The 15,260-nt window shown below is 70.4% G+C and carries 10 protein-coding genes and 1 pseudogene; all 11 read left to right on the top strand.

Annotation, left to right across the window (positions count from 1 at the left end):
• Window positions 1–448 (top strand): hypothetical protein (locus tag E1211_RS22600; protein ID WP_207915476.1); only part of this gene is annotated, 448 nt, incomplete at its 5' end.
• Window positions 441–3,695 carry a phage minor head protein gene (locus E1211_RS22605; protein WP_132351016.1) on the top strand — a complete coding sequence of 1,085 codons (3,255 nt, stop codon included), beginning with the start codon at window positions 441–443 and terminating at the stop codon, window positions 3,693–3,695. The genes E1211_RS22600 and E1211_RS22605, both read left to right, overlap by 8 nt.
• Window positions 3,696–3,708: 13 nt before the next feature.
• A complete protein-coding gene (locus E1211_RS32650; protein ID WP_165947316.1) occupies window positions 3,709–3,876 on the top strand; it encodes a hypothetical protein in 168 nt (55 codons plus the stop codon).
• 121 nt (window positions 3,877–3,997) lie between these two features.
• On the top strand, window positions 3,998–5,632 hold the full coding sequence (locus tag E1211_RS22610; protein WP_132351017.1) for a major capsid protein: 1,635 nt from the start codon (window positions 3,998–4,000) through the stop codon (window positions 5,630–5,632).
• 87 nt (window positions 5,633–5,719) lie between these two features.
• Window positions 5,720–6,550, top strand: coding sequence for a hypothetical protein (locus E1211_RS22615; protein WP_207915477.1), 831 nt, complete (start codon window positions 5,720–5,722; stop codon window positions 6,548–6,550).
• Between the two features lie 85 nt (window positions 6,551–6,635).
• On the top strand, window positions 6,636–7,094 hold the full coding sequence (locus E1211_RS22620; protein WP_207915478.1) for a C2H2-type zinc finger protein: 459 nt from the start codon (window positions 6,636–6,638) through the stop codon (window positions 7,092–7,094).
• A gap of 3 nt (window positions 7,095–7,097) precedes the next feature.
• A complete protein-coding gene (locus tag E1211_RS22625; protein ID WP_132351019.1) occupies window positions 7,098–12,377 on the top strand; it encodes a hypothetical protein in 5,280 nt (1,759 codons plus the stop codon).
• A gap of 76 nt (window positions 12,378–12,453) precedes the next feature.
• Window positions 12,454–12,936 carry a hypothetical protein gene (locus E1211_RS22630; protein WP_132351020.1) on the top strand — a complete coding sequence of 161 codons (483 nt, stop codon included), beginning with the start codon at window positions 12,454–12,456 and terminating at the stop codon, window positions 12,934–12,936.
• A gap of 12 nt (window positions 12,937–12,948) precedes the next feature.
• Window positions 12,949–13,182 carry a hypothetical protein gene (locus E1211_RS22635; protein ID WP_132351021.1) on the top strand — a complete coding sequence of 78 codons (234 nt, stop codon included), beginning with the start codon at window positions 12,949–12,951 and terminating at the stop codon, window positions 13,180–13,182.
• 5 nt (window positions 13,183–13,187) lie between these two features.
• Window positions 13,188–14,786: a hypothetical protein gene (locus E1211_RS22640; RefSeq protein ID WP_132351022.1), complete on the top strand. Its 1,599-nt coding sequence runs from the start codon at window positions 13,188–13,190 to the stop codon at window positions 14,784–14,786.
• Window positions 14,787–15,007: 221 nt separating this feature from the next.
• A pseudogene (locus E1211_RS22645) lies at window positions 15,008–15,260 on the top strand (hypothetical protein); the annotation flags it as partial.

Consider the following 15,260-nt stretch of genomic DNA (forward strand, 5'->3'; position numbering starts at 1 on the left):
GCCTGACCCCGCCGACCAGCCGACCCGCCCGGAGTTGCCCGTGGACGTCACCACCAGCCCGCCAGCCCAGCCCGCCGAGCTGAACACTGCCGGCTTGTACGCCGCCGCCGACGGGCTCATTTGGATGGCACTGCACCGGGCCGGGGAGAAGCTGCGCCGCACCCCCGCCTGCCCGCGCGCCCGCCGCGCAGAAGCGAACCAGATCAGCGCGTCCGCCCTGCACACCGTCTTGCCCGTCGATGAGGCGTACGTCGACCAGTGGGGGCTACTCGCCGACGCCTTCGACCGGGCCGACGAGATCGCCGCCCGCTACGGCACCGACCCGCAGTGCCTGCGGGACTCGCTGTCCGTGTACTGCCGGGAACTGCTCGCCGCCGGTGTCGAGCACGAGTTCCGGCACGTGCCGGGCGCCCTGTCGGTGTGCGTGAAGGAACCCGCCCATGCCTGACCACCGTCGGGCAGCCCACCGCACCCTCACCGGCCTGCAACCGCTGGTCGAGCGGCCGGTGCGGACGGCGCTGCGCGAGGTGGCCGACAGGTTCACCAAGGCCGTTGAAGCCCTACCCGCCGGCAGCAGCCGGGAAGACATGACCCGCCTGGCAGGGGACCTGCGGGTCTGGTGGGGCGAGCACGGACGACCCGCGCTACGGGCCCTGCTCGCCCTATACGAAGCCGCGGTCGATGCGGTCGCCCGTTGGCTCGGTGTGGCCGCACCCGCCGGCTACACCGACCTGCCCGCCCAGTTCGACGCTGACCGGTTCCAGCTTCCCCAGCCGGTGCAGGGGTACTTGGCAGCCGTCGAAACTCGCCTGGGGTACGTCGGGGACAACCTGCGGGACACCGTGGTCCGCGCCGCTGCCGCCGCCGGCGCCCCCGCCGACGCCCGCCAGGCGGCTGTGGAAGCGGTCACCGCCGCGACCGGTGCCGCCCGCACCGACCGGATCGCGTCCACCGAAACCGCTCTGGTCTGGAACACGGCCACCGCCACCGCCACCGGCATCGCACCCCGCGAGGTGCGGCCCACGGTGAAACAGTGGCTGGCCGTCCACGACCTACGCACCCGCGCCGCTCACCGGGACGTGGACGGCACGATCCTCCCGGTCGCCGACTGGTTCGTTGTGGGTGGGGTGCCGATGGTCGGGCCCGGCGACCCGACTGCACCCCTCGACCTGATCGTGAACTGCCGCTGCGTGCTGCTGTACGGCCGCGAGGGTGAACCCCTGGGCGGCGGATTCCTATCCGACAGTGAGGTGAAGACCGTGATCCGCGAGTACGAGGAGAACACCCCCGGCGGGGAGGTGACCGCCGCCGACGGTGGCGGACACACGGGGGCGATGATCGCGCTGGTGCCCTCAGCGGCCGACGTAGAACGTCTCGCCGTCCCCGGCGGGGAGTCGGCCGACGAACTGCACCTGACCCTGTACTTCCTGGGCGACGCGGACGGATGGACCGACGAGCAGCAGGACGCCTTGGTGTCCGCCCTCCGCGACCTGGTGGACGACCCGGCCGACTCGGAGGTCAGCGGCCCGGTGGTGGGCAACGCCTTCGGGGTAGCGCACTGGAACCCGGCCAGCGACGACCCGGCCTGGGTGTGGTCCGTCGGCGACGATCCGGACGGTGAGGGGATGACCCTGGCCGCGGCCCGGAACCTCGCCGTGTCCGCGCTCAACGCGCTCGACAACGCGCCGGAGCTGCCCACCCAGCACAGCCCGTGGGTCGCACACGTCACCGGCGCCTACAGCAGCGACGACCTGCGCGCGCAGCTCACCGACCGGCTCGGCCCCATCCGCTTCGACCGCATCCGGATCGCGTTCGCCGGAGAGGTCGTGGACATCCCCCTCACCGTCGAGGCCACCGCCGCCGACACGGTGCCGGCCGGCGACGAGCCGATCACCTGGTCCACCCCCGGCGACACCGCCATCGCGTTCGAGAACCAGCAGACCGGCGACGGCCGCGTGTTCGCCCCCGGAGCCCTCTATTGGGAGGGGGGCCCGTGGCCGTTGCAGTACGCCGACGAGATGCTGTCCGGCCACGACGGCGCGGAGCTGGCCGGGGCGATCACCAGCCTCGACCGTGACGGTGACCGCATCCCCGCCGCCGGTGTGCTGTACCCGTCTCAGGCCGCCGGCCGCAACGCGATCATGCTGCTCGCGGAGGAAGCCCCCCTGGGTGTGTCCGTCGATCTGGATGACGTGGACATCGAGGTCGTGGACCGCTCCGGCGACACCGAGATGCTGCTGTTCGCGTCGCTGGCTTCCGCGTCGATCATGCGCCTCGCCGACGGCAGCTACGCCATCAGCGCCACCCACCACCGCACCCTCACCGCCGGAGCGAACCCGGTCACCGCGACCACCGCGCTCACCCTCACCGCATCCGCGGATGGTGCCGTGCCGGCCGACCAGGTGCGGGCGCTGACTGCTGTGGGTGTCCGCCTGGTCAACCCGGCCGTCGAGGTCGCCCGCCTGGCCGCGCAGGTCGGCATCACCGCGGCGGCCGGCGACCCGGACCCCACCGACGATGGGGTGGTCGTCCACTCCGAGCAGGCCGGGGACTTCCTGCTGCGCATCACCCGCGGCAGGGTGCGCGGCGCGACGCTGGTGTCGATGCCGGCGTTCGCCAACGCCCGCATCACCCTCGACACCGCGACCGTCGTCGCCGCCGACAGCGGGTCGGGTAGCAGCCGGATACGTGAGGCCGTCGCCTACGTGTCCGGCAGTCCCGTCCCCGTCGACGCCGCGACCCTCGCCGCCGCGCTCGGCGTCACCGTGGTCCGTGCCCGGGACTACCTGTCCCGGGCCGCCCGAGACGGGCTGATCGTCCGCCTCGCCCGCGGCCTGTACGTCGGCGCGTCCACCCTGCCCGAAGGTCGGCAGAGCGACGTGTCAGCCGCCGCCGACGCCACCACCGGCCTCGACGGCGAGCTGGACGGGCTGGACGAGCTGGAAGCGTCCGCGTGGCAGGCGATGCGCGGCCTACCCGCGATGCCCGCCGCCTGGTTCCAGGAGCCCACCGAGGAAGAGCTACCCCCGGACTCCGGTGGCGTCCACTACAGCAACGGCCGGATCTACGGCTGGGTCGCCCAGGCCGGCGTACCCCACCAGGGGTTCCCCGGCCGCCGCCTCACCATCGACAGCCTCGGCGCGATCGACACCACGCACTTCCTGCGCGCCCGCTTCCAGCTCGACGACGGCTCCACCATCCGGGTGGGGGCGTTCACCATGAACGTCGGCCACCACCGCGACGGTGCCGAGTGCGAGACCGCCGCCTGCCAGTTCGACGACACCCGCACCGTCGCCGGCATCGTGACCGTCGGCGTCAACGAGGGCGGCATGTGGTTCTCCGGCGCTGCCGCGCCGTGGCTGTCCGAGTGGGACGCGGCCACGTTCCTCGCCTGCCAGCCCAGCTACCACATGAAGCGGGACGGCGGCCGATGGTCGCTGCGCGCGGTGCTGTCCGTGCCGGTTCCCGGCCACCCGTCGAAGCTGGCCGCTGCCGCCGCGGTGGTGGACCGGTCGAACCTGGCGCTGGCCGCGTCCGCCGTCCCCACCGGCGACGACCCCACACCGGTGTCCGCGCCACCGACCGCAGCCGCCGACTTCACCGCGATCGTCGCTGCGGTCGCCGACGAGCTGGAACGCCGCCGCGCCACCCGCGAGGAAATCGACAGCCTCGCGGCCGGGCTGATCAACGTATAGGGAGGGAACAGGTATGGCCTGCTCGTGCGGGAAGAACCGCAAGCAGTTCGAGGTCGTCGTCAACCAGAACGGCGTCGACAAGGTGGTGTTCACCGGGTCGGTGAAGACCACCGCCGACACCGTCTCGAAGCGGTACCCGGGCTCCACGGTCCGGGAGAAGGCACCCGCCGCCGCGAAGTAACCGACCGGGGGCGGCAACCACACCCAATGCTGCCGCCCCCACCACACACACGCCGCTACTATTCGGAGCAGCCGCTGGTTTTGGGCCGGGTACTCCACAGAGTCATCAGGAGATACCCGGCATGTCGTTCGAGATCCCCGAGGACATCACCGCCCTCACCGACGACGAACTCAACCAGTTCCGCGCCAAGGCCGTCGAGTCGTTCCAGGCCCTTTCGTCCGCCGACGTGGTCGACACGGGCAGCCTCGACGAGATGCGCGCCCTCGCGAAGTTCGTGGAGGACGTCCGCACCGAGCAGAACGCCCGCGTCGAGGCCGCGCGCGCCGCCGCCGCGGAGATCGAGTCCCTGGCCGCACAGGTCCGCGGCGACGACGGCTCCACCGCCGCCGACCCGGAGCCCGTCCCCGAGACGGAGCCGTCCGTGGAGCCGGAGCCCGACCCGGAGCCGGTCACCGCCTCCGCCCCGGCGCCGGTGAATGTGCCGGCCCGCCGCGCCGCCCTCAACCTCGCCACCGTCCGGCAGCGGCAGCCGCGGGTCCTGCCCGAGCCGCCCGCCCCGGGCACGCAGATCACCGCCGCGGTGGACGTCCCCGGCTTCACCCCCGGCAGCAGCATCGACTTCGACCAGGTCACCGCCGGCATCATCTCCCGCGCCAACGCCCTGAAGACGGCTGGTGGCGGCGTCGGCCAGGTCATCTCCTACCGGCACCCGTTCCAGCGGGACCTCATCGTCACCGACAGCTCGTCGGCCCCCGAGGGCACCACCGTCGCGATCCACGCCTCCAGCCAGCGTCGGCTCCCGCAGCAGGACCTCGTCGCGTCGGGTAGCTGGTGCGCCCCGTCGGAGACCCTGTACGAGCTGGTCGACATCGCCTGCCCGGACATGCTGTGGGACGCCCCCGAGATCCAGATGGCCCGCGGTGGTCTCCGCTACTTCAAGCCGCTGAGCCTCGACGTCGCCGCGATGACGTTCGTCCACACCGAGCTGGACGACATGAACGGCGCGACGAAGCCCTGCTACAAGATCCCGTGCCCGGCGCCGGACGAGGTTCGCTGTGATGCCGTCGGTGTCTGCCTGGAGGCGGGCATCCTCACGCAGCGGCACTTCCCGGAGCTGGTGTCGTGGTACCTGCGCAACGCCATGGTCGCCCACGAGATCCGTGTCCGGCAGGCGCTGTTCCAGGGTGTCCTCGACGCCGCCACCCCGGTCACCGTCGCCCAGTCGTTCGGCGCGGTCGGCGCGGTCTACGGCGCGGTCGCGTTGCAGGCCGCCGACATGATCGAGCGGCACAACCTCTGCGACCGCATCAGCCTGGAGGTCGTGTTCCCGTGGTGGTCGCGGAACCTGTTCCTCGCTGACATCGCCCGCCGCAACGGGCAGAACGTGTGTGACCTCGACCCGGGATGCATCCAGGACCTGTTCTCCACCCTGGGTGTGCGGGTGCAGTTCGCGCGTGGCCTGTCGCCGGCCGTCCCGACGGACATCGGCGGGCCGACCGCCGCCGACACGTGGCCGGCGACGATGCAGTTCGTCATCTACCCGGCGGGCAGCCTGCTCGTCGGCCGCGGCGAGGAGGCGAACCTCGGCGCGATCCACGACAGCACGAAGTTCCAGACGAACGACTACACCGCGCTGTTCACCGAGGAGTGCGTGGCGCTGGTGGACCGTTCGGTGGACACCCGCGCGGTGACCGTGCCGATCTGCGCGAGCGGTGAGACGGGCGCGCAGACCCTGGCCGGCTGCCCGACTGCCTGACGTCTGGCCTCCAGAAGCAGTGGCGGCCCGGCCGACTTCCTCCCCAGGCCGGGCCGCCACTCCCCGCATAACGGAAGGAGGTGAGCTGTGCCCCCCGCAGGTATGCGCCGTGAAGTGTCGGCGATCCCCGGCACCCCACTGCCGCACGGCATCCTCAGCGGCTGCACCGAAGTCGTCGACGTCACCGACGAACATGAGCTGCTCGGCACGGACTGGATGGACGTGTCGTGTGCGGACGCCCACCCGTGGCAGTGGTGCGACGGCGGCGACGAGTCGCCGGGTGTTCCGGTGGAGAAGGAGTTCGCCCGCCCGAAGTCGTGTACGGCGCCGCCGGTCACGATTTACGCCGGGATTCAGTGCAATCCGATCGGCCGCGCCTATCAGGAGGCGGTGCGTAACGCCCGTGAGGCGCTGCGGATGGGAGAGCAGCGAGCCCTTGAAGAGTTCGTCATGGACCAGCTGCTGTGTCCGATGGCGGATGATCTAACGCCGGCCGAGGGTGCGGTGTCGATGGCGCAGGGCGTCGCGGCGCTTGAGGGTTGGCTGGGTGAGAACTACGGCGGCCGTGGCGTTTTGCACGTTCCGGCTGGTGCGGCGGCGCTGCTGGGCTGCTGCAACGTGGTGCGTCTCGACGGCGACGGGAACGCCCGGACACTGATCGGCAACTGCGTGATCATGGGGTCGGGGTACGGGTTGAACTCCGGTCCGCCGGACTGCCTCCCGGCCCCGGCGGGTGAGGCGTGGCTGTACATCACGGGCCCGCTGCGGGTGCGGCGTGAGGCGCCGTTCGTGGTGCCGGACAGCGACGGTGAGAGTGTTCGGATCCTCACCAACGACCGGTTCGTCCTCGCTGAGAGGACTTTTGTCGTGGAGATCGCGTGCTGCCAGGCGGCGGCGATCCGGGTGACGTTGTGCTGACGGCCGTGCTGGTGAGGGTGTGGAGGGGTGCGCCGTGATCGAGCGGATTGAGGTTGTGCCGTCCCGGTCGAATCTGGCGGGGTTCGTGGCGTGGGCGGTGAAGCAGCAGCCGAAGACCCGGTCGGTGGGGTTGGGTGTGATCGCTGTGGCTGCGGAGTTGTTTCCGGAGATCCCGGAGGCGCTGTTGGTGGGGGCGCGGGTGGATGGGCAGCCGTACGTGCCTGTTCCGGTGCCGGCGGGTCCGCCGGATGATGTGGTGGAGCTGCTGGGGGTGTATCAGCCGCCCGCCGAGGACACGCCGACCGCCGTGTCGGCCGAAACCGTCGAGACCAGCGCCGAGCAGACCGGGGTACCGGAACGGACGTCGACGCCCGACGGTGGGCCGCTGCCGCCGCTGCCCGAGTCGGCGTACTCGGATGACGCCGTCCCGCTGCCGGAAGCCGACCCCGCCGGGCATCAGTGCGACCACTGCGGGCGCACCTTCGGCAGCGCCCGCGGTCTGAACGCCCACACCCGCCAAGCCCACACCGACAGCGAGGGATAAGCCGTGCCCGTTCAGCCCATCCCATGCGCCGGCGGCACCCCTGGCGGGGACGCGCCGTGTGGCCGTCAGACCATCGAGCGGTGCGGCTGCGACGACGTCAACGGTGACGGCACCCTCATCAACCGGTACATCGAGTTGTGGTCGGTGGACCCCTGTGGCGGGGAAGAGCCGACGCTGGTCGGTACGTGGCTGGACGGGGACTTCGAGCAGCCGTATGTGCCGGCGAACCCGGTCGAGTGTCCCGCTGACTCGGGTTGTGACGCGACCACCCCGGTCACGACTGTTGGTCTGTGCTTGGCGGACGGTACGCCGATCGCGGTCACCGTCGTCAGGGACTGCGACGGGACGGTCACCTCCGAGGGTTGGCTGAACCTCACCTCCGGCGCGTTCACGGCCGGTGCGGTGCCGATAGGCACGGTCGCGTGCGGGGACTCCCGCTCCATTCAGGTATCGGGCACGTTCTGCGCCGTCGACTCCACCGGTGCGGTGGTCGGCCTGGTCCTCATCGAGTACAGCTACGCCGCTGACGGCACCATCGCTGACGTGCGGCTGGTCGACGCCACCACCGGCGCCACCTACGACCCGCCCGACGGGGTCACGATCACCACCTGCCCGGTGGGCGCAGCGCAGCCGGAGCAGGACGCGGTGGTCCTGTGCCACACAGCCGCGGACGGAACGGTCACGCGGATCGTCCGTGACTACCGGCGCGACGAGAACGGCACGATCGCCGGCCACTCGGACTACCTCCTCGACGGAACGCCGTTCAACGAGCCGGGCACCGTCGACGTGTGCGCGACCTGCGAATCGACGCAGGTCTGTGTCCGCCCGTCCGGCCGCGTCGAGTTCATCTCCAACCGCTCGAACTTCACCAACCGCTCCCGCGACCTGGACTGGCAGTGGTCTCCGTCCCCGACCGGCCCTTGGTACCCGATGTACCGAGTGCCGGTCTACCCCGGCTGGACCACGGTCGACGGCGGCACCGCCGAGGGGCAGGCGCATTGGGTCTCGCCGCACCCGGACAGCCAGCTCGCCAACACCGGCGAGCAGGATGAGGGCCCGGCGATCACAGCGGCCAACCCGGACTGGTACGCCCGCGCCTCGTTCGACCTGCCCGCGAACGCCGACCCGGCGAGCATCCGTATCTCCACCACCGCGTTCAACGCCGACCAACTCGCGGTCGACTTCCGGCTGAACGGCGGCCCGGCGCAGGCCGTCGGCCGTGACCACACGCAGCAGCCCTTCGAGATGCCCGCCACCGCGGTACCTGGCGCGCAGGCGGGCACCAACGAAATCGTCCTGCACGTGCGGGAGTCAGTTTTCCCGACCGGCGCTGCCGGTCTGCTGGTGCACGTGATCGCCGAGTACGACGTCGACCCGTCGTCGTTCGTGCTGTGGACACGTGTGGTCTGCACGGACGGCACCGCCTACTACCTTGACGATGAGGGAGTCCGCCGGGACACGCTGCCTGCGGGTTGGACGACCGTCCCGTGCGGCGACAACGTCACCACCCCGATTGTCCTCGGGCAGGTGTGCTACGACGCGGGCGGCGGCGACATCCGTACCGCGTCGGTGGTGCGTTGCGCGGGCTGCGCGGATCTGACGGTCAGCTACGTCGACCTTGAGACCGGTGACGCTGTCGACTCCTCGACGATCGTCACCTGCCCGGGCGGCAACCTCCCGATCGTCTGCTACGCCACCAGCGGCGACGGCGACATGTGCGCCGACGGCACCCTGCAAACCCTGCCCGCGATCAACCCGGTCATCAACGACGCGACGGTCGAAGCGAACCCGAACGCCTGGAACGTGGTCGGTCTGCCCGCCAGCTACGACCCCAGCCTCGACACGTGGACCACGACGACGGTTGACCCTACGACCGGCGCGGCGACCGGCCTGGTCCTGCGCTATATGTTCGCCGGCCCGTCCGATGTCGGGTCGATCGATCTGTTCAACAACTACGGCTCCCAAACCGACGACAACGACGGTATCGGCTCGGCCACGCTCACCGTCTACAACGCGGGCGGCACCCAACTGTGGCAGGGTGCGCTCACTGCCGGGAACGGTGGTACGGCGAAGGTCACCACGTTCGGTGAGGTGCTGCACGGCGCCGCGTATTTCACGCTGTCGAACATCACCCGGATCAACGGCACCAGCCTGTCGCAGATCGGGTGGCGGGGGATACGCGCGGTCGGCCCGTACCGGGCGTTGATCACCTGGGATTGTCCTGGTGAAACCCTGTCGGCGCAGGTCGAGGGTGCGCTCGCCGGTGTCACCTACGACGGCGCGAACATCGTCCAGACCAATGGGCCGCACACGTTCACGTTCTCGTCGTCGACAGGTTCGTTCGGCGCGACGCTCGACACCAGCAACCCGGCCGCCTGGTCGACGTTGACGGTGTCCGACGTCGCGCCGACCACGGTGCTGTCTGGGAACGCCTCCCTGTCCCTGGGTGTGTCGACGGCCGGTTTGAACACCCTCGCGTCCGGCTGGCTCAACGCGGACGGCACCGTAACCGACCTGAACACTGGTGAGGTCATCACCAGCCCACGGATCGTGCCGTGTGTGGCGCCGGAGGAACGCGACCACGTCATCACCAGCCACATCGTGGAGATGTGCGACCACGGGACGAGTTTCCTGCGGCACGTACGGGTCACCCGCGACGGGCAAGTCCTCGTCACGAACACGACCCTCGACGGGCGTACCGCCTATCTGGTCACCGACGAGCCGGGTGTGACGCTCGGCGCGTGCCAGCGGGAGCGGTTGGGTGAGGTGTGCGCGGAGAGGGGGCCGCTGCTCGCACCGTCGACGCTGACCGGGTTCGTGGTCGAGGGCGACTGCCTGGTCACGCAGGGGCAGACGAACCCGTCCGCCACCTACACGGGCAGCGTCGACAGCATCGAGTTCACGGCGGAAGCCGGGCCGGCCGGCGGGGATGCGTTCCGGCTGGTGCTGAACGGTTCGACCACGGTCACCAGCACCGCGTTCGCGCCGCCGATCCCCGAGTTCCCGACCGCCGTGGCCGAGTACGTTGGCACGGCCACGGTGGGTGGGGTCACCGTCACCGCGGAGATGGTCTCCGGTGGGCTGGCCCGTAACGGCACCGCGTTCGGCCTGGCCGGGCGCATGCGGTTCACGTTCGACCAGACGCTGTCGAGTGTGCAGATCGCCACCGCCGGCTGGTCCAACGAGCCGACAAACAGGGTCTGCGACGTGGTGGTTCTCCCGTCGACCGCCACCAACCCGCAAACACTGACCGCGTTCCTGGAAACCGACGGGACCGTCACCTACTACGCGGCGGACGGCACCCGCGTTGACGGGCCGGTGCTGCTGCCCGCCGAGGTGTGCGCCGCCAGCACGTGCCGCACCTGCGAGTCGTTCGAGCTGTGCGACGCCGGCACCACACTCGAACCGGCGTTGATGGTCGGGACGGCGAACGCCAGCGCGGGCACGTTCACCAACGGCATCACGTGGGCTGCGACGAGCGTCAACTCGGGGGTGACGAACCCGTCCACATCCAACAAGTTCTCCACCACCGAAGGTTTGTGGTGGAAAACCCTCGCCTTCCCGAACCTCCCCACAGGCCCGCTGACGTGGACGTTCAACCAGCCGGTGATCACCGAGTTTTCCGTCGCGATGACGTGGGACGGAACCACCGTGCCGAACCCGGGCGCGACACCGCCGGTGCTGCCGAACACCGCGCAGATCCCCGCCGGTGCGGTGCCGATCAGCTTGCCGTCCGGCTACCACTTCGACCCGGCCACCCGGCTCCTGACGATCGACAACACCCGCAACGCCACAGCGGACACGAACTCCCCCACCATCGCCCGGTCGGCCAGGTTCCGCACCGTCGGCCCCGTCTCGTCGGTGACCGTGCAGTACCTGGGGCCGCGGATCGCGAACGGCGGCGAGTTCGGCACGTGGGCGTTCGGTGGTGTGCAGGTCGGCGCGGGTGTCACCCGGTTCCTGCGCACCATCTGCCGGGACTGCGACGGCACGGTGGTCGAGGTGCAGAACACCACCCTCGACGGGCTCGACTATTTCCCGACCGGTGTGGTGGGCAGCTGCGACGCCGCAGCGACCTGCCAGACGATCCCGCTGTGCGACATCAACGCGGGCCCCGACACGTCGGCGATGGTCGGCGAGACGGGTGCGGCGGACGGCTGGGCCATCAACACGACCACCCGGGTCGCGACCGCGCGCCTCACCAACCTGGTCGACACGACGCTCACCTACTCGACGGGCACCACCCTCACCGCCTCGGCGGCACCCGAAACGCGGATGGTCACGTGGGGTTTCACCACGGCCGGGCAGACCGCGACGATCGCCACGAGCAAACCGGCGCAGGTGCGGTTCCTGCTGACCCTGTCCGCGAACACGGGTGTGCGGATCCCCGCCGACGCGGTGGTGGTTCGGCGAGGCACGAACCACGTGTACAACCCGTCGAACCGGCTGGTGCAGGGCAACGATTCGGCGTTGGTGCAGGGCGACCAAACCCCCGGCGCGAACCTGGCCGCGAACACGACGGAGATTCTGCTGCCTGCGGTGGCGGCCACGCAGGGGGCCGTGTTCCAGGTGGTGAACGCGCCTGGGGGTAGCGGGGTCGCCGGGTTCGACAACGTGGAAGCGGAGCCGCTGCCGTCGTTCACGTTCTTGCAGCACGTGTGCCTGAACCCGGATGGGACGGTCACGTCGGTCACCCGCACCCTGATGGACGGGGAAACCCCGTACCTGCCGGTTGGTGTGGTCGGCGCCTGCGCTGGCGGCAGTAGCGGTGACGGCGGTTCGACCGAGCCGGTCGAGCTGCGGACGGTGACCCGCACCCGCATGTGTGTCCGCGACCTGTTCAACGACAGGTCCCCGCGCGGCTACGCCTACCGCACCAACGTGTACGACGCCGCCACTGGTGATCTGGTGACATCCCGGTTGGAGTTCGCCGACGGTAGCCCGTTCACACCGCCGGCGAACACAACCGTGTCGGAGTGTGAGGGCCAGGCGTTCGACACGAACGTGCGCACCGGGATCGAACGGTTCACGGACGACACCACTACGTACTCGCCGACCGCCTCGTTCCCTGGTTTGCAGTCGGTGACGCTGGTTGTGCTGGCCGGGAATGTTCAGGTCGGCACAACCAGCGGAAACGCGCTCGTCCCGGCGGGTGTGTCCCTCACGTGGAGCGTCACGGACGTCGACGACGACGTGATCGCCACGAACGGGATCTCGTTTACCGGCGAGACCGGTTCGGACTACCTGGTGTCGTTCACGCATAAGGACACCATCGAGGGATGAGCGGCGGGGCCACCCCGGGCGGGTGAGGGTGGCCCCGCTCAATCCGGCGGCGTCGAGGAAAAGGGAGCAGCGTCTGATGGCTGGCACGAGCGGAAACATCACCCGCCTGTCCACGGTGTGGGGTGAGATCGGGCCGGTAGTCCTTTCGGGGACGGACCTCACATACCCGATCAACACCGGCACCATCCTGCCCGGGGCGTCGTTCACCGCACCCGAGCCGGGCGTGTATGCGATCTCCGCGAAGATTTCCGCGCAGGTCCGGCATTCAGCGCCTAACCCGGCCCCCCACCTGAACGAGATGAGCGCAACCGTCCGCCGCAACGGGACCGGCCTGGCCACCGGCTACGTCTTGGGTGACTACTGGTATGACACCACCGGCACGATACGGCTCTACACCAGCGGGACGGCGACGCTCTCGCCACGTGTCCAGCTCGCTGCCGGTGACCTGATCGAGATCGCGTTCGGCTGGTGGGCGACCGGGACCGTGGCCGGGCCGGACGGATCGCATGGCTCTTTCACGATCAACGCGAACGTCGGCTACGACAAGATCAGCGACTAGGAGCGTGCGCGCATGAGCATCCGCTACTTCCGTAACTCCGGCGGCGGTGTGTCGCAGGTCGGCAACCTGACCGACGACGGCGCCCAGGTGCTCGCCGCTGCCGGGCACGTCGAGATCACCGCCGACGAGTACCACGCGGCTGTCGCCGCAGCCAACGCCGCTCTCGTCCCCGCCGACGTCGCGCAGTCGGCAGCCCCGACCACCAGCAAGTCGAAGCGCCGCAGCAGTGCGGCGAGCAGGAGGTAACCAGCATGGGTGGCAAAGCGTGGTGCTGCGGCGGAGGCGGCAGCAGTGGTGGTGGTGGTGGGACCGGTGGGCTGACCGCGGTGACCGTCGCGGACACCAACACCGTCGACCTCGAAGGCAACGGCACCAGCGGAGCGCCGATCACCGCCCGGGTGATCCTCTCCCCGGACCCCAACGGCGCCGACGAAACCCCCAACGGGGTGCTCGTCGCACCGTCCGCCGACGCCGGCAACGCCCTCACGTTCGGCTCCGACGGACGCCTGTACGCCTCCAGCTCGGGCGGCGGAGGACTCACCACCGTCACCGTGCAGGACACCCCGACCGTCGACCTGTCCGGCGACGGAACACCCGCCAACCCGATCACCGCCACCACAAAGGTTTCCACCGACCCGACGAACACACTCGTCATCAACCCCGACGGCACCCTCTACGCCGGCCCGCCGTGCCTGTCCACCGACCCCGACAACGCCATCGTCCGCGGCACGGACGGCTGCCTGTACGCGCCCGCCAGCTCGGGCGGCGGTGGCCTGACGACGGTGACGACCCTCGACACGCCGACGGTCACCCTCGACGGCGACGGCACCGCCGGGAACCCGATCAACGCCGCCGTCAACGTCAACGCCGCACCCAACGCCCTCGAAGTCACCCCCACCGGCCTGCAAGTCATCCCCTCCGGGCAGGCAGGCAACGCGATCACCATCGGCACCGACGGACGCCTCTACGCGCCGGCCAGCACCGGCGGGGGTGGACTCACCGCAGTCGCCGTGCAGGACACACCATCCGTCGACCTCAACGGCGACGGCACCGCCGGTAACCCCGTCACCGCCACCGTGTCACCCTCCGCGGACGCCGACAACGCGCTCACCGTCGGATCCGACGGTCGTCTCTTCGTAGCCACCTCCACCGGCGGTGGTGGGCTGACGACGGTGGCGACAGCCGACACCACCACCGTCGACCTGTCCGGGGACGGCACCGCCGGTAACCCGATCACCGCGACCGTCACCAGCGTCCCCGCCGGAGTCGCCCCCATCGTCGCCCAGGACACCCCCACCATCGACATGACCGGCGACGGCACCACCGCAAGCCCACTCACCGCCGCCGCCCGCATCTCCGCCGACGCCGACAACGCCCTCACCACCGGCGCCGACGGAGCCCTCTACGTGCCCACCACCCCACCCCACGTGTGGGGGCAAGGCAACCCGGCAGCGAACTTCTGGTCCCCCGGCGACCCCTACGACTACACGCTCGTGTCGTTCACCGCCCCCGAAGCTGGCGTGTACGACGTCGACTACGTGGTCACCGGAGTGGTCGACAGTGGCCCGGACGCCGTCACCAACTGGAACGTCGGCCTGATCGCCAAGGCTGACACCGCCCCCGGCATGGAGTTCTGGGTGACGGCGGCCCAGACGGAACAGGACGACATCCCGGCGCGCCCAATCGGGCACGGGTCCGTGACTGTGTCCCGGCGGGTGCAGTTGACTGCCGGGCAGGTCGTGAACGGCTACATCAGCATCATCACCCCGTTCGGCTCCAGCGACCCGGCGATGGCGGGGGCGTCCATCGACGCGCGGGGCTACTGGGCGTGGCACAAGATCGCCGACTAGACCGGCGTGGGTGGTCCGGGACGGCGGAGCGTCCTCCGTCCCCGGACCGCCTGGTCAGGTAGGCGACACGGCGACACCCGAACGGACGGTTGCCGACTGGTGGCGCTGCGGCACACTTCCATGCGTGAGCTACCAACCACCGTCGAACGAGCCGACCGCCTGGCAAGGACAGCAGCCCGCCCCCGTCCCCGAACAACCCGCACTACGCACCCCCGCCGCCCGTGCCCGGTAAGAAGAAGCTCGGCACCGGCGCGATCATCGGCATCGTCATCGGCGCCGTCGTCATCGCCTGCTGCGGCATCACCGGCGTCGCCGCGCTCGTCACCGACGCCCCGAAACCCGACGCCTCGTCGTCGGCGTCACCGACCGTGGCGGCGGCAGCGGAGGACGTCGCCCCGACCACACCGGCCGCTGTCCCGTCGTCACCCACACCACCGCCGGTGAGTGTCGCCCCGACGACGGCCCCCGCACCGC

The organism is Micromonospora sp. 15K316, from assembly GCF_004348525.1.
Taxonomy (GTDB): domain Bacteria; phylum Actinomycetota; class Actinomycetes; order Mycobacteriales; family Micromonosporaceae; genus Micromonospora.

Excerpts from the sequence above, each read along its gene's own strand:
- E1211_RS32650 (WP_165947316.1), top strand. The coding sequence starts at position 3,709 with ATGGCCTGCTCGTGCGGGAAGAACCGCAAGCAGTTCGAGGTCGTCGTC.
- E1211_RS22610 (WP_132351017.1), top strand. The coding sequence starts at position 3,998 with ATGTCGTTCGAGATCCCCGAGGACATCACCGCCCTCACCGACGACGAA.
- E1211_RS22605 (WP_132351016.1), top strand. The coding sequence starts at position 441 with ATGCCTGACCACCGTCGGGCAGCCCACCGCACCCTCACCGGCCTGCAA.
- E1211_RS22635 (WP_132351021.1), top strand. The coding sequence starts at position 12,949 with ATGAGCATCCGCTACTTCCGTAACTCCGGCGGCGGTGTGTCGCAGGTC.
- E1211_RS22630 (WP_132351020.1), top strand. The coding sequence starts at position 12,454 with ATGGCTGGCACGAGCGGAAACATCACCCGCCTGTCCACGGTGTGGGGT.
- E1211_RS22640 (WP_132351022.1), top strand. The coding sequence starts at position 13,188 with ATGGGTGGCAAAGCGTGGTGCTGCGGCGGAGGCGGCAGCAGTGGTGGT.